The sequence below is a fragment of the Oerskovia sp. Root22 genome, from assembly GCF_001429135.1.
Taxonomy (GTDB): domain Bacteria; phylum Actinomycetota; class Actinomycetes; order Actinomycetales; family Cellulomonadaceae; genus Oerskovia; species Oerskovia enterophila.
Genome location: NZ_LMIL01000007.1, coordinates 307,693 through 329,933 on the forward strand (window position 1 = coordinate 307,693; position 22,241 = coordinate 329,933).

Annotated in this window: 20 protein-coding genes and 1 tRNA gene; 17 read left to right on the top strand and 4 right to left on the bottom strand. The window is 74.5% G+C overall.

Annotated features, from left to right (window positions below):
• Positions 1-136: 136 nt before the first annotated feature.
• Positions 137-209 (top strand) — tRNA-Arg (locus ASE15_RS06210).
• Positions 210-212: 3 nt separating this feature from the next.
• Here the strand turns inward: ASE15_RS06210 and ASE15_RS06215 are convergent.
• Together ASE15_RS06215 and ASE15_RS06220 are read right to left on the bottom strand one after the other, a co-directional pair.
• Complete coding sequence (locus ASE15_RS06215) at positions 213-413, bottom strand: hypothetical protein (RefSeq protein WP_157257460.1); 201 nt, start codon at positions 411-413, stop codon at positions 213-215.
• Between the two features lie 312 nt (positions 414-725).
• A complete protein-coding gene (locus tag ASE15_RS06220) occupies positions 726-1,364 on the bottom strand; it encodes an alpha/beta hydrolase (RefSeq protein ID WP_056762197.1) in 639 nt (212 codons plus the stop codon).
• 217 nt (positions 1,365-1,581) lie between these two features.
• Between ASE15_RS06220 and ASE15_RS06225 the strand changes: the two genes are divergently transcribed.
• The 16 genes from ASE15_RS06225 to ASE15_RS06300 all read left to right on the top strand — a co-directional run bounded on the left by ASE15_RS06225 (position 1,582) and on the right by ASE15_RS06300 (position 20,517).
• Positions 1,582-2,799 carry a toxic anion resistance protein gene (locus ASE15_RS06225; RefSeq protein WP_056648538.1) on the top strand — a complete coding sequence of 406 codons (1,218 nt, stop codon included), beginning with the start codon at positions 1,582-1,584 and terminating at the stop codon, positions 2,797-2,799.
• A gap of 10 nt (positions 2,800-2,809) precedes the next feature.
• Positions 2,810-3,367, top strand: coding sequence for a hypothetical protein (locus ASE15_RS06230; RefSeq protein ID WP_056648536.1), 558 nt, complete (start codon positions 2,810-2,812; stop codon positions 3,365-3,367).
• The gene (locus tag ASE15_RS21730) at positions 3,364-5,103 is read left to right on the top strand and encodes an AAA family ATPase (RefSeq protein WP_056762200.1); all 1,740 of its coding nucleotides are present in this window, start codon (positions 3,364-3,366) and stop codon (positions 5,101-5,103) included. The genes ASE15_RS06230 and ASE15_RS21730 overlap by 4 nt, the downstream gene beginning before the upstream one ends.
• Entirely contained in the window at positions 5,100-6,467 is a 1,368-nt protein-coding gene (locus ASE15_RS06240; RefSeq protein ID WP_056648534.1) for a hypothetical protein, read from the top strand. Before ASE15_RS21730 ends, ASE15_RS06240 begins: the two co-directional genes overlap by 4 nt.
• Positions 6,464-7,474 (top strand): glutamate ABC transporter substrate-binding protein, encoded by a 1,011-nt coding sequence (locus ASE15_RS06245; RefSeq protein ID WP_157277154.1) that lies wholly within the window; start codon positions 6,464-6,466, stop codon positions 7,472-7,474. The genes ASE15_RS06240 and ASE15_RS06245 overlap by 4 nt, the downstream gene beginning before the upstream one ends.
• Entirely contained in the window at positions 7,471-8,664 is a 1,194-nt protein-coding gene (locus ASE15_RS06250) for a hypothetical protein (RefSeq protein ID WP_235534210.1), read from the top strand. Before ASE15_RS06245 ends, ASE15_RS06250 begins: the two co-directional genes overlap by 4 nt.
• Positions 8,664-11,021 carry a serine/threonine-protein kinase gene (locus ASE15_RS06255; RefSeq protein WP_056762203.1) on the top strand — a complete coding sequence of 786 codons (2,358 nt, stop codon included), beginning with the start codon at positions 8,664-8,666 and terminating at the stop codon, positions 11,019-11,021. Before ASE15_RS06250 ends, ASE15_RS06255 begins: the two co-directional genes overlap by 1 nt.
• Positions 11,018-12,256: a protein phosphatase 2C domain-containing protein gene (locus tag ASE15_RS06260; RefSeq protein WP_056762206.1), complete on the top strand. Its 1,239-nt coding sequence runs from the start codon at positions 11,018-11,020 to the stop codon at positions 12,254-12,256. The genes ASE15_RS06255 and ASE15_RS06260 overlap by 4 nt, the downstream gene beginning before the upstream one ends.
• A 22-nt stretch (positions 12,257-12,278) precedes the next feature.
• Positions 12,279-13,562, top strand: a complete 1,284-nt coding sequence (locus ASE15_RS06265) for a VWA domain-containing protein (protein WP_056648528.1) — start codon at positions 12,279-12,281, stop codon at positions 13,560-13,562.
• A complete protein-coding gene (locus ASE15_RS06270) occupies positions 13,559-14,602 on the top strand; it encodes an FHA domain-containing protein (protein ID WP_056762208.1) in 1,044 nt (347 codons plus the stop codon). The genes ASE15_RS06265 and ASE15_RS06270 overlap by 4 nt, the downstream gene beginning before the upstream one ends.
• Positions 14,603-14,913: 311 nt before the next feature.
• A complete protein-coding gene (locus ASE15_RS06275) occupies positions 14,914-15,435 on the top strand; it encodes a hypothetical protein (RefSeq protein ID WP_157277155.1) in 522 nt (173 codons plus the stop codon).
• Positions 15,436-15,642: 207 nt separating this feature from the next.
• Positions 15,643-16,368: a biotin transporter BioY gene (locus ASE15_RS06280; RefSeq protein WP_369800569.1), complete on the top strand. Its 726-nt coding sequence runs from the start codon at positions 15,643-15,645 to the stop codon at positions 16,366-16,368.
• 18 nt (positions 16,369-16,386) lie between these two features.
• Positions 16,387-17,820 (top strand): AMP-binding protein, encoded by a 1,434-nt coding sequence (locus ASE15_RS06285; protein ID WP_056762212.1) that lies wholly within the window; start codon positions 16,387-16,389, stop codon positions 17,818-17,820.
• Entirely contained in the window at positions 17,817-19,004 is a 1,188-nt protein-coding gene (locus ASE15_RS06290) for a thiolase family protein (RefSeq protein WP_056762214.1), read from the top strand. The genes ASE15_RS06285 and ASE15_RS06290 overlap by 4 nt, the downstream gene beginning before the upstream one ends.
• A complete protein-coding gene (locus ASE15_RS06295; protein WP_082618250.1) occupies positions 19,001-19,831 on the top strand; it encodes an energy-coupling factor ABC transporter ATP-binding protein in 831 nt (276 codons plus the stop codon). Before ASE15_RS06290 ends, ASE15_RS06295 begins: the two co-directional genes overlap by 4 nt.
• Positions 19,828-20,517, top strand: coding sequence for an energy-coupling factor transporter transmembrane protein EcfT (locus ASE15_RS06300; protein WP_082618251.1), 690 nt, complete (start codon positions 19,828-19,830; stop codon positions 20,515-20,517). The genes ASE15_RS06295 and ASE15_RS06300 overlap by 4 nt, the downstream gene beginning before the upstream one ends.
• Positions 20,518-20,533: 16 nt before the next feature.
• On the opposite strand, the gene ASE15_RS21825 is transcribed toward ASE15_RS06300, so the two are convergent.
• The gene (locus ASE15_RS21825) at positions 20,534-20,986 is read right to left on the bottom strand and encodes a WYL domain-containing protein (RefSeq protein ID WP_369800574.1); all 453 of its coding nucleotides are present in this window, start codon (positions 20,984-20,986) and stop codon (positions 20,534-20,536) included.
• Entirely contained in the window at positions 20,962-21,897 is a 936-nt protein-coding gene (locus ASE15_RS06310) for a phosphotransferase (RefSeq protein WP_056648517.1), read from the bottom strand. Before ASE15_RS06310 ends, ASE15_RS21825 begins: the two co-directional genes overlap by 25 nt.
• Positions 21,898-22,241: the final 344 nt, after the last annotated feature.

Sequence of the window (22,241 nt, forward strand, 5' to 3'; positions counted from 1 at the left end):
CGCCGGTCGCGGGGCCGCGGACTGCCGAGGAGCCGGGTGAGGTGGGCGGGCGGGTCCGCGCGGGACCGTCCGCGACACGACCGTCTCGCGCGCGTGCGCGCAGGTCACGGCCGGATCCCACTACGATGGTCCCCGCGCCCCGATAGCTCAATGGATAGAGCAACGGCCTTCTAATCCGTAGGTTGCAGGTTCGAGTCCTGCTCGGGGCACCGCTACGCGTCCTTCAGGAGCATCCGCAGCGTGGCTCCGCTCGTGGCCACCCGGGCGTCCTGAAGGAGTTCCTCGGGAAGGTCCCGCAGCGCCTGCGCATCCGTCACGACGACGAGCCCGGCCAGCATGATCGTCAGCCCGCAAGCGCTCGCCACGTTCACAAGGAAGTCCCACGCGGCCTCGCCCCCCACATGGGTGAGCATGAAGCCGCTGCTCAGGTCACGAGCTCCGTACATCTCCGCCTGACCGTCGCGGAACGAGAGCTCGACGAATCCCGCCTCCAGCTCTCGTCGTGAGACCAACGGCCGACGAACCAACCGGGACCTCAGGGTCGTGCTTCTGCGGAGCCACCACAATTGTGGTGGCTCCGCAGAAACACCACCCGCCCCCGGAAGGCCCCCAGCCCCGGGCGCAACCCCCGAAGCACCCGGCCCCAGCCCCAGCCCCAGCCCCAGCCCCAGGCGAGACGCCCCTGCGGACGCGCGCTCCGCCGTCGGCTCACGCCGTACCGACCCTCACCGGCCGGTCGCACCGTCCGGCAGCACCCTCTCCAGGAACGCCGAGACGTCGGCGAGCTCCTCGGCACTGATCGAGTGCGGCAGCCCCGGGTACACGACCTCGGTCGCGTCAGTGAACTGCGGGAGCCAGGCCGGCGTCCGCGCCGTCGCGTCGGGCGAGATGACCTGGTCCGCGTCACCGTGCCCGAAGAACACGGGCGGCCGACTCGCCGCGAGCGCCTCGTCGCCGGGCAGCACCGCGTCGAGCACGAAGCCCGACAGCACGACGCCCGCCGCGAACCGCTCGGGCGCGGCCCGCAGGAGCTGGGTCACCATGAGCCCTCCCTGCGAGAACCCCACGGGCACGACGACGGTCCCCGGCTCGACGTTCACGTCGAGCCATGCGAGGACCGCGGCGGTCGAGTCGGCCACGACCTGCGGGTCGGGGCGCCCGGGCACCTCGATCGGTACCCACGAGAACCCGCCGTTGCCCGCTGCCAGGGGTGCCCGCAACGACGCCCAGTCCCACACCGGCGGCAGGTGCCCGGCGATCGCGGGCAGGTCGTGCTCGTGCGAGCCGAACCCGTGGAGCAGCAGCAGGAGGGGGCGTCCTGCGCGGTTGCTGCCGCGGACGTGGACCGTGATCTCAGCGCTCATGCCGAGAATCCTTCCATGGGGAGTTCTCACCCCCCTCAGGGCGTGAAAGAGTAAAGAACCGGCCACCCGTCGCAGATATACTCCCGGGACCGGTCGATGGACCGGCTTGCCCGGTTCGCCGGGTTCCAGGGGTGGGTCTCGCGCCGACCCCTGCTCCAGGATCGGCGACCGGTCAGCGCCCCGGCCGGCGACCGGCAGACACGAGCGAAGGATCACGATGACCGAGGCAGCACCGCTCCAGCCCCCCGCCGCGACCGAGCACCTCGTGCTCTCCGCGCCCGAGCCCGTGAAGCCCGTCGCGACCACGCAGGCTCCCGCGATGGCTCCGCGCGTCGACGAGGCAGCGATCCCCGGCCTGGACCAGAAGGTCACGTCCTACCTGGACGCGCTCATGGCCTCCGACGCCCGCTCTCCCGAGTTCGCCGCCAAGGCCAACGACGTGCGCACCATGGGCGACCAGGACATCCGCACCGCGGCCGACTCCTCGAACCGCCTGCTGGCCACGCCCGTGCGCGCCCTCAAGGAGGGTGGGCTGTCCGAGGGCTCCAAGGTGGGCAGCACGCTCCTCGAGCTGCGCCGCACGGTCGAGAACCTCGACCCGTCCGAGGCCAGCATGGGCCGCAAGATCCTCGGGTTCATCCCGTTCGGCGACAAGCTGACGGACTACTTCCGCCGCTACGAGTCGGCACAGGGCCACCTCAACGCGATCATCCGCGCGCTCTACGACGGCCAGGACGAGCTCCGCAAGGACAACGCGGCCCTCAACCTCGAGAAGCAGCACCTGTGGGACACCATGGCGCGCCTCAACCAGTACATCTACGTGGCCGAGCGCCTCGACGCGCAGCTGTCCGCCAAGACGGCCGAGCTCGACGCGACGGACCCGGAGAAGGCCAAGGCCCTGCGCGAGGACGTCCTGTTCTACGTCCGCCAGAAGCACCAGGACCTCCTGACCCAGCTCGCGGTGTCCATCCAGGGCTACCTCGCGATCGACATCGTCATCAAGAACAACGTCGAGCTCATCAAGGGCGTCGACCGCGCGACCACCACGACCGTCTCCGCGCTGCGCACGGCCGTCATCGTGGCCCAGGCGCTCGCCAACCAGAAGCTCGTCCTGGACCAGATCACGGCGCTCAACACCACGACGTCGAACATGATCGCCTCGACGTCCAAGATGCTCGCGGACCAGTCGGCGTCCATCCAGTCGCAGGCCGCGAGCGCGACCGTCGGGCTCCCCCAGCTCCAGGCCGCGTTCCAGAACATCTACGCGACCATGGACTCGATCTCGACGTTCAAGGTCCAGGCCCTGGACTCGATGGCGCAGACCATCGGTGTCCTGGAGACCGAGACGACCAAGGCCCGCGAGTACCTGGACCGCGTGGCCCAGGGCGACCAGACCGGTGCCGCCACGGGCGCGCTCGACCTCGGAAAGGTCTGATCCGGACACCATGGGCTGGTTCCAGAACCTGTTCGGCGGCGGGCGCAACCGCCCGCCGGAGATCCCTGCGCTGCCTCCGGCGCCCACGAGCGCGGACATCCTCGCCTCGGTCGACGCCGTCCAGGCGCAGATCGAGGGCAGGGTCCCGCCCGCGGTGACCGCACGCGTGAACCGCATCGCGAAGACGGTCGACGACATGGCGCCGCGCCTCGACCGCCTGGGCGGCGGCACGGCCCAGGCGCACACGGTCGTGGCGACCGCGACGAGCTACCTCCCGGAGGCCGTGGGCGGCTACCTGCGCCTGCCGCGCGACTTCGCGGACACGCGCGTCATCAACCGCGGCAAGACCTCGCTCATGATCCTGTGCGACCAGCTCGACCTGCTGGGCGTGACGCTCGACAAGATCTCCGACGCGGTCTCGCGCGCCGACGCCGTGGCGCTCGTGGCGCACGGGCAGTTCCTCGCGGAGAAGTTCCAGACGTCCTCGATCGCCCTGGCCCCCGAGGCCGGGCTCGGATCCGCCCAGCCGCAGGCGCCGGGCACCCCGGGCGGGCTGGAACGACCATGAGCGCCGCGCGCCAGGGGGCGCTCGCCCGCAGCATCACGGCACTGACCGAGGTGGGCCGCCAGGGGGGCCTCGTGCCCGACGACGTCACGCGCGAGGGCGAGCGTCTCGCCGCCGCGGTGGCCGAGTCGTCCACGGGCGCGGCCCCCGCGTGGCTCGAGGCCGTGGGCCGCGCCCCCGACGACTTCACCGCGTTCTTCGAGGCCGCCCAGCGCGGTCGCCGGTGGCGCTCGGCCCCGACCGACCAGCTCACGACGCTCGTGCTGGCCGGCTCGGAGCACGCGGCCGCCTACGCCGAGGCTCTCGCGACCGTGATCGACGCGGCCGGCGCCCTGGGCTCCCCCGGGCTCGCGGCGTCCGCCAACGCCGCGTCCACGACGGCCGTGCAGCGGGCCGCGGCCCAGCCGCACACCGCCGCGCCGCAGCCCGCAGGGCCGCACCCTGCGGTGCCGTCAGCGGCCGGCCCGCTCCACCCGCCGCACGGCGCGCCCACCCGCTTCCCCACGCCCGCGTTCGACCCGACCCTCCCGAGCGGCACGAACCCGTTCGACCTGGGCTCTCTCGTCGGCGCGGGCGGGCTGCGCCCCCCGGCGCAGGACGTCCTCCCGACGGTCGACGCGATCCTCGACGCCCTGGGTGCGCGCACCCCGGGCGCCCCGGACCCCGCGACGCACGCGGCGCCGTCGGGCACCCCGGGCAACCAGGCCTCAGGCGGCGCGCAGAACGCGACCACGGGCGACGCTCCCGCCGAGGAGGAGACCGAGGCCGAGCCGCCCCGGTCGCTCGAGGAGCTCTTGGCCGAGCTCGACGCGCTGATCGGGCTCGACCGGGTCAAGCACGAGATCCGACAGCAGACCGAGCTCCTGCGCATCGAGCAGCTCCGCACGGCCGCAGGCCTGACCCGGCCCACGCTCACGCGCCACCTCGTGTTCCTCGGCAACCCCGGCACGGGCAAGACGACCGTCGCGCGCCTGGTCGCCGGGATCTACCGCGCGCTCGGGCTGCTGAGCAAGGGGCACCTGGTCGAGGTCGACCGCTCCGAGCTCGTCGCGGGCTACCTGGGCCAGACGGCCGTCAAGACCTCGGAGGTCGTGGCGACCGCGATCGGCGGCGTGCTGTTCATCGACGAGGCGTACGGCCTCGCGGAGGACCAGTACGGCGCCGAGGCCATCAACACCCTCGTCAAGGACATGGAGGACCACCGCGACGACCTCGTGGTGATCGTCGCCGGGTACCCCGGCCCCATGGCCGGGTTCATCGCGACCAACCCCGGCCTCGAGTCACGCTTCTCGACGACCATCACGTTCGACGACTACTCGGACGCCGAGCTGCGCGGGATCTTCGAGCGCATGGCCACCTCGGCCGACTTCGAGCCGCTGCCCACGACCCTCGACCGGTTCGAGCAGATGGTCTCGCTCGTCCCGCGCACCGAGGGGTTCGGCAACGGCCGCCACGCGCGCAACGTCCTGGACGCGGCCATCGCCCGGCACGCGTGGCGCCTCAAGGACACGCCCGAGCCCACGCTCGACGAGCTGCGCCGGCTCCTGCCCGAGGACCTGCTCCCCGCGGACGAGGCCCCCGAGAGCATCCTGCAGACGACGCCCACCGAGGACGTGCCGCCCGCGGACGTGCTCGACGAGCCCACCGCGGCGGACGACGCCCTCGACCTCGCCGACGACCAGCCCGACGACGACCAGCCCACCGACGCGACCGTCTCCCCTCAGGAGGAGCCTGCATGAGCCAGACCCTGACGCCGCCGCCCGGGTCCGCCCCCGCGCCCGGTCGGGCCGTCCAGCCCGCCCACCCCGGCCAGCCGGGCGGGCAGACCGGGACAGCCTCCCTGACGCAGGCCCAGGAGCGTGCGGAACGCCGGGCCGGGGTCCGCAGCGCGCTGCGCCGCACCCCGGGCAAGCTGCGGATCGCCCTCGCGGTGTGCGTGCTCGCCTCGATCGTCTTCGGCGCGCTCGGCTTCCAGGCCGCGCGCGTCCAGGGGATCGCGCTCGAGGACGCGCGCTCGGACACGAGCCAGCTCGTGGGCATCCAGGACGTGCGCAACAACCTGGTCGTCGCGGACGCCTCGGCGACGAACGCGTTCCTGGTCGGCGGCCTCGAGCCCGCCGACCAGCGCGCGCGCTACGACGACGCGATCGCCAACGCCTCGATCCGGCTCGCCGAGCTCGCGGGCTCCAACAGCGCCGACGCGACCGAGCTGGGCGTGGTCGCCTCGCAGGTCACGGTCTACACGGGCCTGATCGAGCAGGCCCGTGCGAACAACCGGCAGGGCTTCCCGGTGGGCTCGGCCTACCTGGACCAGGCCTCGACCCTGCTGCGCGACGAGATCCTGCCGACGCTCACGACGCTCGTCGACGACAACGCCGAGCGCGTCGCGTCCGACCTGTCGATGGTGCGCAACGCGATGTGGATCCTCGCGGCGGGCCTGCTGTGCCTCGCGCTGCTGATCGTCACGCAGGTGTGGCTCGCCAAGCGCACGCACCGCGTCCTCAACGTGGGGCTCCTGGTCGCGAGCATCGTGCTCCTGGTCGTGGGTGTGGGCGGGGCCGTCCTGCTGAGCCAGACCAACAGCGCCGCCGCGGCGGTCCGCGACGGCCCCTACGCCGCGACGCTCGCGGCGTCGACCGCGTACTCCGAGGCCAACGACGCCAAGGCCATGGAGAGCTTCACGCTCATCAAGCGCGGGTCGGGCCAGACCTACGAGGAGTCGTTCGTCGAGCTGACCGCGGACGCCGCGCAGCGCCTCGACCAGGCAGCCGCCGACGGGAACCTCGACGGGACCTCCGCGGGGTACCTCGACGACTGGGTCGTCCAGCACCAGGCGATCCGAGCGCTCGACGACGCGGGGGACTGGGACGGAGCGGTCGCGCTCGCCACGAGCGCCGACGAGGGCGGCCCGAACGCCGCGTTCGCCGCGTTCTCGCAGACGGTCACGTCCGACATCGCCGAGAACATCAAGGCCACGCAGGCCGACCTCGCCTCGGCCGGCAACCGCTCGGCCCTCGCGGGCTGGCTCCTGCTGGCCGCGGGCCTCGCTGCGGCGGTCCTCGCCTGGCGCGGCCTGAACGTCCGACTGGAGGAGTACCGGTGATCACCTCGACCTTCCGCAAGAGCGGGCGCCTGGGCGCCCTGGTGGCGCTGGGGCTCTCGGGTGCCCTGGTCCTGGCCGGCTGCGCCACGCCCGACGCCGGACCGGCGGCGGGAGCACCGGTCACCTCGGTCGTGGGGACCTCGGGCAGCGCGGCCGCCGGCGCGGCCGGTTCCTCGGTCGCCGCCGCGGCGACGTGCGAGAACCCCGTCGCGTCCTACGCCCCCGACGGCCCCCTGCCCGGACCGGGCGCCCTGCCGGCGGGCAGCACCATGGCCGCGATCCGCGACCGCGGCTCGCTCATCGTGGGCGTCTCGGCCGACACGCTCCAGCTCGGCGCGCGCAACCCGCTCAGCGGGCAGATCGAGGGCTTCGACATCGACGTGCTGCACCAGGTGTCGAACGCGATCTTCGGCGACCCGGACCGGCTGCAGTTCCGTGTCATCACCTCGGGTCAGCGCCTCGAGGTCCTCGAGAACGGCGAGGTCGACGTGGTCGCCCGCGCCTTCACGATCAACTGCGAGCGCTGGGAGACCATCGCGTTCTCCTCGGAGTACTACCACGCGGGCCAGAAGGTCCTCGTGACGCGCGACTCCGAGGCGCAGGGCATCGCGGACCTCGCGGGCCAGCGGGTGTGCGCACCGGACGGCACCACGACGCTCGAGCGCCTCCAGGAGTACCCCGACATCACCGCGGTCCCCGCGACCACGCACACGGGCTGCCTCGCGCTGTTCCAGCAGGGCAAGGTCGACGCGATCACGGGCGACGACACGATCCTCGCGGGCTTCGCGGCCCAGGACCCGTACGCCAAGGTCGTGGGCCAGGCGATCTCCGACGAGCCCTACGGCCTGGGCATCCCGGCCCAGAACGTCGACATGGTCAAGTTCGTCAACGGCGTCCTGGAGCAGATGCGCACCGACGGCACGTGGACTGCGCTGTACGACGAGTGGCTCGGCGTGCTCGGCCCGGCCCCCGCGCCGCCCGTCGCCGTCTACGGCCGCACGCCGTGACCCCTGCCTCGTCCGCCACCCCTGCTGCCGGGCCGCCCGTCGCCCCCCGGACCCAGCAGGCTCCGAGCGCGCCCGGACGTCTCGGCGAGGCGATCCCCGCGGCGGAGCTGTACGACTACCTCTCGCGCCTCGAGGAGTGGCTGCGCGCCCGGCGGACCGAGCTCGACCGCCTGGACGCGGCCGCCCAGGCCGCCGCGTCGCCCGAGACGTACACGGCAGACATGCTGCTGGCCATGACGCTCTGGCAGGCGGCCCGTACGCGCGCCGACGAGATGGGCGTCGTGTGGGACTCGGGGCGCGCCGACGCGGTGGGTCGCGAGAAGATCTCCCAGCTCGTCTGGGGCCGGCTCAGCTCGCCCGACGGCTCGTCGCTCGTCTCGCTGGTCGAGGCCACGCGGCTGTGCGACGCGATCGTGTCCGCCCTGCGCACGCGGCTCTCGTTCGACCCGAACGCGGCCGACGAGGTCGCGCGCTTCCGCGGCCTGCGTGCCGAGCTGGCACGCTGCGACGAGCTCGCGGGCTCCGACACCACGGCTCGCGGGCGCGTCGAGAAGCTGCGCGAGCGGTGGACGAGGCTACGCGACAAGGCGTCGAACGGCGCCGACGTCACGGGCCCCCTCACCGAGCTCGAGGCCGAGGTCGCACGCACCGAGCGCGACCTCATCGTGGGCGCCTCCGAGCGCCGCGAGCTCGCCCGCGACCGCAAGCAGGCCGTCGAGCGCTACGCAGCCCTCGAGGCGCGCGAGCCCTCGCTGCGCGAGCTCGCAGCCCGGTGCCGGCGCGAGATCGCCGCTCCCCCGCGCCTCGCGGTGCCCGACGTCTCTCGGCTCGGCGAGGTCCCCGCGGACCGGGCCGGGCTCGACGGGTTCCTCACGCGCCTCGCGACCGTCGCGCGCGCCTTCGACACGGTCGAGGCTTCCTACTCCGCGCCGCTGCGCGAGCGCGCCGAGCTCCGCTACCGGCTCGACGCCTACCGGGTGCGGGCCGACACGAACGGGCGCAGCGTGTCCCCGACGGTCCGCTCGGGACTCGCCGAGGCCCGCGCGGCCGGCGAGGCCGTGCCGTGCGACGTCGTCCTCCTGCGCTTCCTCGTCGAGCAGTACCAGTTCCTGACCCGCGACCTGCCTGCTCACCTCTCGTCTCCCGCCCCTGGATCGTCGCCCGTCCCGGGCCAGGAAGGATCGTCCTGATGACCACATCGACCACGCAGGAGCCGTGCGCCCAGCCGGGCTGCGACGGCTTCATCGAGGACGGCTACTGCAACGTCTGCGGCTCCCCGGGCGGATCGTCCGCGTCGCCCGCGCCCTCCACGGGGGGTGCCACGGGCACGACGACGTCGCCCGGCGCGGCAGCGTCGCCGTCCGCCATGCTCGGCACGGGCATCGCCCAGGCCGCTCCCAACTACGCGGCCGGCCCCGGCCCCGAGGGCGAGGCCGTGTCCACGCGCACGGGCCGGACCAGCTCGACCCAGCTCGCGAGCGCTGCGCTCGGCTCGGCCCGTTCGGCCGTGACGGGGACCAAGTCCACGCGCCGGGTGGGCACGTCCTCGACCCGCCTGCGCGGCCACCGGCTCGGCGCGGGACTGACGACCGTCCCGAGCGCCCCGGTCCGCGACCCGCTCCAGGCCATCATGGCCGTGCCCGAGCTCGCCGAGTCCAAGCGCTTCTGCCCCACGTGCGGCGCCAAGGTGGGCCGCTCGCGCGACGGCGTACCGGGCCGCACCTCGGGCTTCTGCCCCCAGTGCCGCACCGCGTTCTCCTTCGACCCGCAGCTCTCGCCCGGCGACGTCGTCGGCGGGCAGTACGAGGTCGTGGGCTGCCTCGCGCACGGCGGACTGGGCTGGATCTACCTCGCGCGCGACCAGAACGTCTCGGGCCGCTGGGTCGTGCTCAAAGGCCTGCTCAACTCGGGGGACCCCGACGCGTTCGCGGCCGCGATCTCCGAGCGCCAGTTCCTGGCGGAGGTCGAGCACCCGCTCATCGTCGAGATCTACAACTTCGTCATGCACGACGGCGCGGGCTACACCGTCATGGAGTACGTGGGCGGCAAGTCGCTCAAGGAGATCCTCAAGGACCGCCGCGACGAGAACAACGGCGTGGTGGACCCGCTGCCCGTGGACCAGGCGCTCGCGTTCGTGCTCGAGATCCTGCCCGCGTTCGCCTACCTGCACGACCTGGGCCTGATCTTCTGCGACTTCAAGCCCGACAACATGATCCAGCAGGGCGACGGGGTCAAGCTCATCGACCTGGGCGGCGTGCGACGCCTCGACGACATGACGTCGGCGATCTTCGGGACCGTGGGCTACCAGGCCCCCGAGGTCGCGGAGGTCGGGACCTCGGTCGCGTCCGACATCTACACGATCGGGCGCTCGCTCGCCACGCTCGTGCTCGACTTCCGCGGCAACCAGACGACGTACGTCGCCTCCCTGCCGCCCGTCGCCGAGACACCCGTCTTCCAGAAGTACGACTCGTTCTACCGGCTGCTCGCCAAGGCCTGCGCGCTCGACCCGTCCGACCGCTTCGCCACGATCGACGAGATGCGCGCCCAGCTCATCGGGGTCCTGCGCGAGGTCGTCGCGACCGACCGCGGACCGGGCAGCGGGGCGCTCCACTCGGCCGCGTCGATGCTCTTCGAGGCCCCCGTGTCCGACGACGCCGACGCGCCCCTGACCTGGGACGCGCTGCCCGCGCTCAAGGTCGACGAGTCCGACCCCATGTCCAGCTGGCTCGCGGGCGTCAACATCGCCGACCCGGCTGCCCGCATGGCCGCGCTCGCCGCCGCCCCCGAGGGCACGGTCGAGGTCCGCCTCGCCTACGCCCGGGCCGCGATCGAGCACCGCCGCTTCGCCGAGGTCGACAAGACCATCGCCTCGATCCTCACCGACGACCCGTGGGAGTGGCGCGCGGCGTGGATCGGCGGGCTGGCAGAGCTCGCGCGCGGCGAGGCCGCAGCGGCCCGCGCCTCGTTCAACGCCGTCTACGGCCAGGTGCCCGGCGAACTCGCGCCCAAGCTCGCGCTCGCCGTCTCGTGCGAGGTCAGCGGCGAGCCGGACATCGCCGAGTCGCTCTACGTGATCTGCGCCCGCTCGGACGCCAACTACACGGCCCCCGCGGCGTTCGGGCTCGCCCGCATCCGCCAGGCCCGCGGCGACCTCGACGGCGCGCTGCACGCCCTGGACCTGGTCACCCCGACCCGCAGCTCCTACACCGACGCCCGCATGCGCCGCGCACGCCTGCTCGCGGGCTCGGGCCGCGGGCTCCCGGCCCTGGCCGAGGCACTCGCGAGCGTCGAGTCGGTCGCGATCCCCCCGCGCGAGCGGGTCTCGCTCTCGATCGACGTGCTCCGCTCGGCGCTCGAGGAGGTCACGGCCGCGCCCACCAAGCAGGTCGGCACCGTGCGCATCGGCGGGGTCGAGCCCAAGGAGCCGCCGCTGCGCGACGCTCTCGAGGGGGCCTACCGCGAGATGGCGACCCTGACCGAGGACAAGATCGCGCGCATCGACCTGGTCGACCAGGCCAACGCCGTGCGCCGCTGGACCACGACGTGAGCGCGGAGGACACGCCGACCGGCGTGCTCGCACCGTGCTCCACGTGCGGTGAGCTCCCCGCTCCCGGGGCGAGGTTCTGCGAGAACTGCGGCTCCGACGTCGGGCCCGCGACGGTCGCTGCGGGCGGACCGCCCGTGCTGGCGCGCCCTCCGGTGCCGGCGCTGCCCGAGCCCCCCGCCGACCTCAAGCCGACCGATCCCCCGGGCGACCCCGCGGCCGACCCGGTGCCTCCGCCGCCCGTCGCCACGCACCGCCCCTGCACGAGCTGCGGCGGGACCGTCGCGGACGACGGCTACTGCGAGCAGTGCGGCGAGAAGGCCCAGGTCGAGCGCGACCACTGGGCCGAGCGGCCCGCACCGTGGGTCGCGGGCGTGTGCGACCGCGGCATCCGCCACGCGCGCAACGAGGACGCCATGGCGCTCGCCGCGTCGGGCGACCCGGCCACGGCCGGGCGCTTCGCAGCGCTCGTGGTGTGCGACGGGGTCTCGGCCGCGCCCGACTCGGACGTCGCGAGCCTCGCGGCCGCGCGTGCCGCCCGGGACGTGCTCGCGTCCGGCGGGCCCGACGGCGCCACCCCCGTCACGGGGGACGTCACCGAGCGCATCCAGGCCTGGCAGGCCCTCATGGTCGCGGCCTCGACGACCGCGAACGACGCCGTGCTGGTCGCGGTGGGTGACAAGGCCGAGCGGGCCGAGCCGCCGTCGTGCACGTTCGTCGCGGCCGTCGTGGACGGCCCGCTGATCGTCGCGGGATGGGTCGGCGACTCGCGCGCCTACTGGATCCCCGACGCCGGCACGGCCCGCCAGCTCAGCGTCGACGACTCGTGGGCGCACGAGCTGATGGCCATGGGCACCCCGCGCCACGTGGCCGAGAACTCGCCCCAGGCGCACGCGATCACGCGCTGGCTCGGGCCCGACTCGACCGACCCGGCCGCGCGGTGCGCCCCGACGGTCCCGGACTCGTCGGGCTGGCTGCTGGTCTGCTCGGACGGCCTGTGGAACTACTGCTCGGCGGCCGACGACCTCGCGGACCTCGTGCGCTCGACCGAGGCCACGACGGGGCGCGAGCCCCGGGCGCTGGCTGCCGAGCTCGTGCGCTGGGCCAACGCCCAGGGCGGCCGCGACAACATCACGGCGACCCTCGCCCGGTTCGAGGCGCTCCCCGCCTCGGCCACCTCCGATAACCTGCACACAGACGCTGTCACGGGCGACGAGCCCGCGACGCGCGCCCTCTGATCCACGAAGGAGCCCAGAACCCATGGCCGAGTTCTCCGCCGAGGTCTTCCAGAACGAGTTCCTGTCCGAGGGCGCCACGGATGTGCACGCCATCGTGACGGTGACCGCCCGAGGGGCAGGTCAGGCAGGCGCCGCGACCTCCGGGGGCGGCGTCGCCGAGATCATCATGGTCGACACGTCCGGCTCGATGTCGGGGCGCAACATGGAGTCCGCCAAGTACGCGGCGCAGGTCGCGGTCGACCAGATCCTCGACGGGACCTGGTTCGCGATCGTCGGCGGCAGCCACGTCGCGCAGCGCGCGTTCCCCTACCCCAACGCGCGCGTCGCGATGGTCCAGATGGAGCCTGCGGCGCGCGAGGAGGCCAAGCGGGCCATCGCGATGATGAGCCCGTCGGGCGGCACCGCGATGAGCACGTGGCTCCAGCTCGCGGCCCAGCTCTTCGACACCGTGCCCCAGGCCGCCCAGCGCCACGCGATCCTGCTGACGGACGGCAAGAACGAGTCCGAGCCGCGCGAGAACCTCTCGCAGGTCGTGCGCAACGTGACCGGGAAGTTCCAGTGCGACGCGCGAGGCGTCGGGTCGCGCTGGCAGGTCGACGAGCTGCGCGAGATCTCGACGGCCCTGCTCGGGACGGTCGACCTGATCGCCGACCCGAGCGAGATCGCGGCCGACTTCTCGTCGCTCATCCAGAAGTCCATGTCGCGCGGTGTGGCCTCCGCGGACCTGCGCGTGTGGGCCCCGCAGGGCGCCCAGGTGCTGTTCGTCCGCCAGGTCGCCCCGACGGTCGAGGACCTCACGACGCGCCGCGCCGTGGTCAACCCGCTCACGGGCTCCTACCCCACGGGGTCGTGGGGCGACGAGACGCGCGACTACCACGTGGCCGTGCGCGTGGCCTCGAAGCCCGTGGGCTCCGAGCAGCTCGCGGCGCGCGTGCAGCTCGCCGTGAACGGCGAGGTGGTCTCGTCGGGTCTCGTCAAGGCCAAGTGGTCCGACGACGGCGCGCTCACCACGCGCATCAACCCCGAGGTCGCGCACTACACGGGTCAGGCCGAGCTCGCGTCCGCGATCCAGGAGGGCCTCGCGGCCAAGGCCGCGGGCGACGAGGCGACGGCCACGGTCAAGCTCGGCCGCGCGGTCCAGCTCGCGGCCGAGACGGGCAACGACGAGGCGACCTCGCGCCTGCGCAAGGTCGTGGAGATCGAGAGCGAGGAGCAGGGCACGGTGCGCCTCAAGCGCAACACCGACAAGCTCGACGAGATGGCCCTCGACACCGCCTCGACCAAGACCACGCGGGTCAAGCGATGAGCGCGATCTGCCCCAACGGGCACGCGTCCGAGTCGACCGACTACTGCGACGTGTGCGGCGAGCCCATGGCGGCTGCGTCGAGCGGCGCGTCGGGGGCCGTGTCCTCCGGCTCTGCGGGACCCGGCGCGACCGCCGCTGGTGCTGGTGAGGGTGCCGGAAGCGGCGAACCGATCACGTGCCCGCACTGCTCGTTCCCGGCCGCGGCCGGTGCGCTGTTCTGCGAGAACTGCGGCTACGACTTCACGACGGGTTCGCTGCCCGAGCCCGCCGAGGCACCGTCGGCGGCGATCCCGGTCCCGGCAGGTGCGCCTGCCGGGGCGTCCGGGCCGCTCGCTCCCCCGGCGTCGTCGCTCGACCTGGACCCGGTCGCTCCTCCCGCGGGGTCGCCCGCGGCCGCGCCGTCCGCCGACCCGTTGTCGGCCCCGGCAGCCCTGACGCCGCCCGGGGGCGATCCCGGGGCGGGTGGCCCGTCGACCGCTGCGGTCGCCGCCGGTGACCCGGGGACGGGTCCGCTCGTCGCTCCTGGTGCTGCTGCCGACCCGGCAGACCCGGCCGAGGGCGAGGCGACGTCCGCACGGACGGGCGCGACGCCGTCGGGCACGGGGACGCACCTGCCCACCCCGCCCGTGCCGGGCGAGGACCAGTGGGTCGTCGAGGTGTGGATCGACCCCGACTGGTACCAGGCGCAGAAGGCCGAGGACCCGTTGCCCTCGGCCGGGCTGCCAGGGCTCGTGGTGCTGCGCGAGCGCAGCGTGCTCGTGGGACGTCCGTCGGCCTCGCGCAACATTCACCCCCAGATCGACTGCGGCGCCGACTCGGGCGTCTCGCGTCGGCACTGCCAGCTCAACACCGACGGGCAGCGCTGGTGGGTCGAGGACCTCCAGTCGTCCAACGGGACGTACCTGAGCCCTGCGGGCGGCGAGCTGCCGATCGACCCGATCCCGGCCGGTCAGCGCCGCGAGGTCGCCGACGGCGACCGCATCTACCTCGGTGGGTGGACGCGGCTCGTGATCCGCAAGGCGATGCCTGGCGAGGTCTGACCCTGGTGGTGTGACGGGTGGCGCGGTCACCGGCTGAGGCCGGGGCCGCGCCACTGGTCGTCGTGGGCGTGTCGCTTCTGGCGCGTGCGATCAGGTCGGACGCGGCCCGACGGCGGGCGCGGCTGCCACGGTCGGCGCGCCGTCCGCACGCCCCGGGGGCCGGGGTGTTGTTCGCGCAGCCGCAACAATGGTGGTGGCTGCGCGAACGACACCTCCCACCCCAGGGGCCGTCCCCACCGGGACGGGGTGTGCCCGGACGTCCAGGCACATCGAGGAGCGGATCCTCGCCCTCGAGGGGGCAAGATGCCGGTATGAGCACAGCATCAGCGGGCCCTCGATCCGGCTACGCTCTCGAGGTTTTGCGCTACGACAGGTCCACCACCCTGTGGTGGGGTGAGGGCGCCGATGGCGGCGACGTCGTCGCGACCCGGAGCGGCAGGGTGCTCACGTGGGCGAGCCCCGAGGACTGCTTCTCAGCAGCCGCCGTCGAGGGCTGGGACGTGGCGGACGACGAGACGACGCGGACGGACCTGACTCCTGCCCTCGAGTGGCTCGCTCGCCGGCGAGCCCTCGACGCCGAGGCGGCTCTCGACGCATGGAACCTGGCTGGCGACATGGCGCGCAGCACGGGAACGCCCTGGGGAGACCGTGGGCGCGTCGCGGACGCCTGCCACCGCAAGCTCACCGTGGCGTGCGTCCCGTGGCTCGTCGGGCAGGACGACTGCTCACCCCGTTGGACCGTGACCGAGGAGCGTTACCTGCGCAGGCGGGTCGGTGCGGCGATCGCGCTGTTCGACCAGCAGGTCGTGGGGCGTCGCCGCCAGCGCCCGTAGGCCTACCCCCGGCGACCATGCCGAGACGATTCCTCAAGCCAGGGCCCTGCGAGGCCACACCGGTTGGAGGTTTCCTCCAACCGGTTGTCGACTTCCGCCAACGCTCCCAGCACTCCGTGATCCATGGCGCCGACGCACCAGCGCCCCGTCCCCGACAAGAGTGGACACGTGCCACCCGGCACCTCACGCCCTTCCCGAGGAGACCCCGTGGCCCGCCCAGTGCGCACCGACCTGCCCGCAGACCTGCCCGCTGACGTGCCCGGCAGCGAGCACCCCGGCGTGCCGACCGCGCCGGACCAGTCGGCCGCGGCCCTGGACCCTGCCCCCTCCCGCTGGCGCCTCTCCGCCGCCGACGCCGCCCGCATCGCGACCTTCGCCGCGCTCACCGCGGTCCTCGGCATGCCGGGGAGCCTGGCCCTGTTCGGCAACGCCGTCCCGATCACGCTCCAGACCCTGGGCGTCATGCTCGCCGGAGCCCTCCTGGGCGCGTGGCGCGGCGCGCTCGCGATGCTCGCGTTCCTGGCCCTGGTCGCGGCGGGCCTCCCGCTCCTGTCGGGCGGCCGCGGCGGCCCCGCGGTCTTCGTGGGCCCGTCGGCGGGCTATCTGATCGGGTTCGTGGTGGGAGCAGCGGTCGTCGGCCTGATCGTCGAGCGGTTCCGCACCCTGACGTTCTGGCGGGTCCTGGCCGCGAGCGTCGTGGGCGGCATGCTCGTCATGTACGCCCTGGGCATCCCGCTCCAGGCGCTCGTCACGGGCTTCCCCCTCCAGACCGTCGCGACCGGCTCGCTCATGTACCTCCCGGGCGACGTCCTCAAGGCCGTGATCGCGGCCTCGGTCACGGTCGGCGTGGTCCGCGCCTACCCTGCCGCGTCGCCCCTGCGCCGCACCGAGCGCGTCTCCGGGCAGCGGCCCGCGGCGAGCCCCGCGGCCTGATCGACCTACGATCCCCTCATGCCCGTCGCCCACGCCGTCATCGCGCACGCACGCAGCTCCGCAGGGGGTCGCTGCGCGCTGCGTTCACCGGAGCGCTCCCGCACCTACCGAGCCCTCGCCGCCGACGTCGCGGCGGGAGCGGAGTTCCTGCGGGCGACCGGGACGGTCGTGGGCGACGTCGTCGCGATCTCGCTGCCCGACCCGGTCGACCTCCTCACGGCCCTCCTCGCGATCGACCTCGCGGGCGCGACTCCCCTGGTCTGCGACCACACGTGGTCGCGCGCCCAGCGCGCCGAGGTCCTGCGGACGATCGCCCCGGCCGGCTTCGTCGAGGTCCCGCTCCCGCGTGGCAGCGCCGGGGACGCGCTCGCCCCGCTCAGCGGCCCGGCCGCGAGCAGCCTGCCCGACGACGTCGCTCCCCTCGAGCCCTCGGCTGCGGATCTCGCGTGGGCCGGCTTCTCGTCGGGCAGCACGGGTCGCCCGCGCGCGGTGGTCCGCACCCGAGACTCCTGGGCAGGGTCCTTCCCCGCGGCCGCGCGGCTCACGGGCACCCGGCCCGAGGACACCGTGCTGGTGCCCGGCCCGCTCGCGTCCTCGCTCTACTGCTTCGCGGCCGTGCACGCGCTCTCGACGGGGGCGTGCGTCCAGCTCGCCAAGGGGGCCGCCGCGATCACCACGGCCCTGGCGACCTCCGACGTCGTGCACCTCGTCCCCTCGGCGCTCGAACCGATCCTCGACGCGATCGAGGCGGGTGCTCCGAGCCGCCTGCGGACCGCCGTGGTCGGCGGCGCCTCGCTCCCCGCGGACGTGCGCGAGCGCGCGGCGCGCGCCGGGGTCGGCGTCGTGACCTACTACGGGGCCGTCGAGCTGTCGTTCGTCGCGATCGACACCGACGGCACGGGTCTGTGCCCGTTCCCGGGCGTCGAGGTCGAGGTGCGCGAGCTGCCCGGCGCGACGCTCGGAGAAGTCTGGGTCCGCTCGCCGTGGGTGGCGCAGGGGTACCTCGCCCGGGCGACCGGCCCGTTCCGCCGCGAGGGCGAGTGGTCGACCGTGGGCGACCTCGCGGAGCTCCCCACCCCCAGCCACCCGGACACCCCCCTGGTCCTGCGCGGGCGCGGCGACGGCGCGATCCTCACGGGCGGCGCGACCGTGGTCCCCGAGGACGTCGAGGTCGTGCTGCGCGCGATCCCGGGAGTCGAGGACGTCGTGGTCGTCGGCACCCCGCACCGCCGCCTGGGCGCGGTCGTGACGGCCGTGGTGCAGTGCGCCGACCGGCCGGGCCTGCGCGCCCACCTCGAACGGGTGGCCCGGGCCTCGCTCTCCGCGGCCCAGCGCCCGCGTCGCTGGTACGGCGTGCGCGAGCTGCCGCGGACGCCGTCGGGCAAGGCTGCGCGCGGCGCGATCAGCGAAGCCCTGCTCTCGGGCGGCCCCGCGTACGAGGCGCTGCGGTGAGCGCTTCCCCCGACTCCCCCGTGATCGTCGCCGCGCGGCGTACTTGGATCGGCACGGCGGGACACGGGCACGCCCACCTGTCGGCGACCGACCTCGCCGCCCCCGTCCTCGGCGCGGTGCTCGCCGACCTCCCGGCGAGCCACGGCCTGGGCGTCGAGGACGTCGCGCTCGGCAACTGCACGGGACCGGGCGGGAACCTGGCGCGGGTCGCGGTGCTGGCCGCCGCGCTCGACGACCCCGCGGGACCGCTCACCGAGCAGGTCCCGGGCGTCACGGTCGACCGGCAGTGCGGCAGCGGGCTGGCCGCGATCCTCCTCGCGGCCCACGGGGTCCGCGCGGGCGAGGGAGACCTGGTCCTGGCGGGCGGCGTCGAGAGCCCGTCGACCGCGCCCCTGCGCGCGCGCCGCCCCCGAAGAGGCTCGACCGCTCCCCCGATCCCGTACGACCGCGCGCCCTTCACCCCGCCCGAGTACGGCGACCCCGACATGGGGGCCGCCGCCGACACCCTGGCCCGCGACCTGGGCATCGGCCGCGAGCGCCAGGACGCCTACGCCGTCCGCTCGCACGCACGCGCCCTGGCCGCGCACGCCGAGGGCCGCTTCGACGCGGAGGTCGTCCCGGTCGGCGGCCTCACCCGCGACGAGCGCGCCCGCAGGCTCGATCCCGCGCTGCTCGCGCGCCTCCCGTCCGCCTTCACGCCCGGCGGCTCCGTGACCGCGGGCACAGCGAGCCCGGTCAGCGACGGGGCCGCGGCCGTCGCGATCGTCCCCGAGCACGTGCGGGCACGGCTGGGCCTACCGGGTCTGCGGCTCGTGGGCGGCCTGACGCGCGGCTGCGACCCGCGCCTGCCCGGGTGGGGCCCGGTCCCGGCGGTTCGCGAGCTGCTCGCCCGCACGGGCCGCACCACGGGCGACCTCGCGGCGGTCGAGCTCGTCGAGGCCTTCGCGGCGCAGGTCCTGGCGTTCACCGACGCGCTCCGCCTGCCCGACGACGACGCGCGCCTCTGCGCGGACGGCGGCGCCCTGGCCCTGGGGCACCCGTGGGGGGCGAGCGGAGCGGTGTCGGTCGTGCGGCTGTTCAGCAGGCTCGTACGCGCAGAGGCCCCGACCGGTGCGCTCGGCCTCGCGGCGGCCGCGGTGGGCGGCGGCCTGGGAGTGGCGGCGTTGTTCGAGGTCGTCCGATGAGCTGGTTGCGCACGCGGCGGTCCACGGGCACCGGTCCGGGTGCCGACGGCGTGCGGCCTGGTTCCGGTGCCACCACCGCAGCCGATCGGCGGCCGGCCGTCGGTCCGACGACCACGGCGACCGCTCCACCCGAGGTGGGCTGCGTCGTCGGGCTCGAGGACGTGCACGTGCGCCTGGGCGAGCGCGACGTCCTGCGCGGGGTCACCACGGAGCTGCGCGAGCGACGCACCGGGATCGTGGGGGCCAACGGCTCGGGCAAGAGCACCCTGGCCCGGCTGCTCAACGGGCTCGTCCTGCCCACGCGCGGCAGCGTCCGGGTCGACGGCCTGGACACCCGCCGCTCGGGCGCCCAGGTGCGCCGGCGCGTGGGCTTCGTGTTCTCCGACCCCGACGCCCAGATCGTCATGCCGACCGTGGCCGAGGACGTCGCCTACTCGCTGCGCCGCAGCGAGCACGACCGTCCCGCGCGCGACCGGCTCGTCGCCGACTGGCTCGCGCGCCACGGCCTCGACGGGCACGCCGACCACCCCGCGCACCTGCTCTCGGGCGGTCAGAAGCAGCTCCTCGCCCTCACGTCGGTGCTCGTCAGCGGGCCGCGCCTCGTGGTGGCCGACGAGCCCACGACGCTGCTCGACCTGCGCAACACGCGTCGCGTCGCGTCGCTGCTCGCCGAGATCCCGCAGCAGGTCGTGCTCGTCTCGCACGACCTCGATCTCATGGCAGGCTACGACCGCGTCCTCGTGGTCGACGAGGGTCAGGTCGTTGCCGACGACGAACCCGCTCCCGCGATCGCGTACTACCGCCGGCTCCTGGACGACCGGCCGTGAGCGGGTCGAGCCCGGCCGCCGTCACGGACGTCCCGCGAGGTGGGCCCCGCTCCGCCCCGACGAGCACAGCACGGGGCGCGACGGGTCACGCGGCCGGAGCCTACGTCGTCGGGCGCTCTTTGCTGCACCGCGCCCCCGCCGGACCCAAGCTCGCGGCCCTCATGCTCTGCTCGCTCGCCCTGCTGCTGGTCCGCTCCCCGCTGGGCGTGGGTCTCGCCGCGCTCGCGGTCGCAGGCCTCTACGCGCTCTCCGGCGTCGGCCGGCGCGCCGCGTGGGGGCAGGTGCGGCCCCTGCGTGTGTTCGTGCCCGTGCTCTTCGCGCTCCAGTGGTGGCTCATGGATCTCACCTCCGCGGCCGTGCTCAGCGCGCGGCTCGTGGTCCTCGTGGCGCTCGCGGGCCTCGTCACGTGCACCACGCGGGTCGGCGACCTGCTCGGGGCGATCGAGCGCGGGCTCGCTCCCCTGGGGCCTGTGGGCGTGGACGTCGAGCGCATCGCGCTGGTGCTCGCCCTCGCGCTGCGCAGCGTGCCCGTGATCGCCGACCTCGCAGGGCGGGTCCGCGACGCGCAGCGGGCGCGCGGGCACGAGCGCGACGTCCGCGCGTTCGCCGTGCCGCTCGTCGTGGGAGCGATGCGGCAGGCCGACGCGCTGGGCGAGGCCCTGCGCGCTCGCGGGTTCGACGACTGAGGTCGCCACCGGCGGATCAGTCGGGCCGGTCGCCGGGGTCCGAGGCCCGCTGGAACCGCTGGGCGAGCTCACCGAAGGCCAGCCGGAGCTCCTGCGGGTGCAGGACGTGCACGTCGGCCTCGAGACGTCCGAGGAGCGAGGCCAGCGCGGTCCACGACCACGACCCCACCTCGACGCTGCACTTGTCGGGCCCCAGGTCCTCGACCACGCCGTCCTCGACGAACGGCGCCACGTCCCGGGCCGGCAGGTCGATGACGACCTTCCCGCGGCACGGCCAGTCGTTCGTGTGCCGGCCGGTGAACCGCGCAGCGACGAACTCCTGGACGTCGCCCCCGGGGACCTCGCGCGGCGTGAACCGCGGGCCCGTGTGCAGGCGGGCGTGACGTGGGTGCTCGACGTCGAGGTCGCCTGGAACGCCTGAGCCGCCGCCGACCGCCTCGTGCCTCAGGCCCGGCGCTGCGCCAACCAGTCGATCGCGACGAACCCCTGCCGCCGTTGGAACGCGCGCAAGGTCGGCATGTTCTGCGGTGCGGGGTGCCGTGCGGCGTCGAAGAAGTAGCCCGCGAGCCCCGCGAGGAAGGCGTCGACGTGGTCGCGTGTCGCCCCGCGGAAGAGCGGGTGCGAGGACGCGATCGCGTCGACGTCGACCGTGCTGTCGTTGACGCGCGCGTCGAGCAGCAGGGTCAGGGCGTCGACCCAGCGGGCGCCCGTCCCGGCCCACGGCCAGTCGACGACCCACACGCGCGAGGACTGGTCGACCAGCACGTTGTCGAAGCGGAGGTCGAGGTGGACGAGCCGGTCGCCGTGCGCGGCCTGCGCGGCCGTCGCCGCGAGCGCCTCGAGCTCGTCGAGGTGCTCGAGCGCCCAGGCGGGCAGCCCCGCCAGGTGGTCGTCGGCGCGCAGCCGTGACCAGCCCTCGAACGTGGGGGCGAGCTCGGTCGTCGCGTCGGGGAACGGTGAGGTGCCGGACCCGTCGCGGACCACGGGGAGCTCGAGCAGGGCGCCGAGCACCGCGATGAGCTCGCGGCGCTCGGGCGGCAGGTCGGGGTGCCGGCCCTCGACGTCCTCGACGACGAGCGCGACCCACTCGTCGCTCTCGTGCGCCCCCAGGAGCCGGGGCGCGGGGGCCGCGCCGGGCAGGCGGCGCAGCACGTCGAGCTCGCGCCGATGGATGTCGTACGCGTCGGCGTTGCGCGATCGGCTCACGGCCTTGACGAAGGCGCGCGCGCCCGAGGCGGTGCGCACGCGGTCGGCGCTGCCGGGCGAGTAGCCCTGGACCTGGCTCGTGGCGAAGACCACCGGGCTCCCCAGGATCTCCTCGACGTCCGTGCGCACCTGCGGTGCGAGCTCCTGCCAGGTCGTGCGCCGCGTCGAGTCCACCCGGTGAGACTAGTGGTCGGGCCGGGGCGACGGTGGAGGCGCGCGCCCGCGAGTCGGCGGGACATCTCTGGCATCGACCGGTCGGCAGGACGACGGGCCGGCATCGGCCGCGCCCCTGAGCCCCACGACGCCACCGAGGCCGCGGACCCGTTGTCAGAACGTGGTCGGGGCAGAGCCCGGCCACGTTCTGACAACTCGCCGCAGCAAGGGGCGAGACGGCCGGTTCGTCCCCTCCGCCCCACTCGTCACCCGGCCGCCCCCGTCACGTCGGGCGCCGTTCACCGACGCGACACCCGCCCCGCCTAGGTTCCGAGCGTCTGCCCTGCACCCTGCAGGGCCATCGG

Coding starts and splice junctions, on each gene's coding strand:
- ASE15_RS06295 (WP_082618250.1), top strand. CDS start 19,001: ATGAGCTGGTTGCGCACGCGGCGGTCCACGGGCACCGGTCCGGGTGCC.
- ASE15_RS06285 (WP_056762212.1), top strand. CDS start 16,387: ATGCCCGTCGCCCACGCCGTCATCGCGCACGCACGCAGCTCCGCAGGG.
- ASE15_RS06270 (WP_056762208.1), top strand. CDS start 13,559: ATGAGCGCGATCTGCCCCAACGGGCACGCGTCCGAGTCGACCGACTAC.
- ASE15_RS06220 (WP_056762197.1), bottom strand. CDS start 1,364: ATGAGCGCTGAGATCACGGTCCACGTCCGCGGCAGCAACCGCGCAGGA.
- ASE15_RS06275 (WP_157277155.1), top strand. CDS start 14,914: ATGAGCACAGCATCAGCGGGCCCTCGATCCGGCTACGCTCTCGAGGTT.
- ASE15_RS06255 (WP_056762203.1), top strand. CDS start 8,664: ATGACCACATCGACCACGCAGGAGCCGTGCGCCCAGCCGGGCTGCGAC.
- ASE15_RS06230 (WP_056648536.1), top strand. CDS start 2,810: ATGGGCTGGTTCCAGAACCTGTTCGGCGGCGGGCGCAACCGCCCGCCG.
- ASE15_RS06215 (WP_157257460.1), bottom strand. CDS start 413: ATGCTCACCCATGTGGGGGGCGAGGCCGCGTGGGACTTCCTTGTGAAC.
- ASE15_RS06225 (WP_056648538.1), top strand. CDS start 1,582: ATGACCGAGGCAGCACCGCTCCAGCCCCCCGCCGCGACCGAGCACCTC.
- ASE15_RS06265 (WP_056648528.1), top strand. CDS start 12,279: ATGGCCGAGTTCTCCGCCGAGGTCTTCCAGAACGAGTTCCTGTCCGAG.
- ASE15_RS21730 (WP_056762200.1), top strand. CDS start 3,364: ATGAGCGCCGCGCGCCAGGGGGCGCTCGCCCGCAGCATCACGGCACTG.
- ASE15_RS06240 (WP_056648534.1), top strand. CDS start 5,100: ATGAGCCAGACCCTGACGCCGCCGCCCGGGTCCGCCCCCGCGCCCGGT.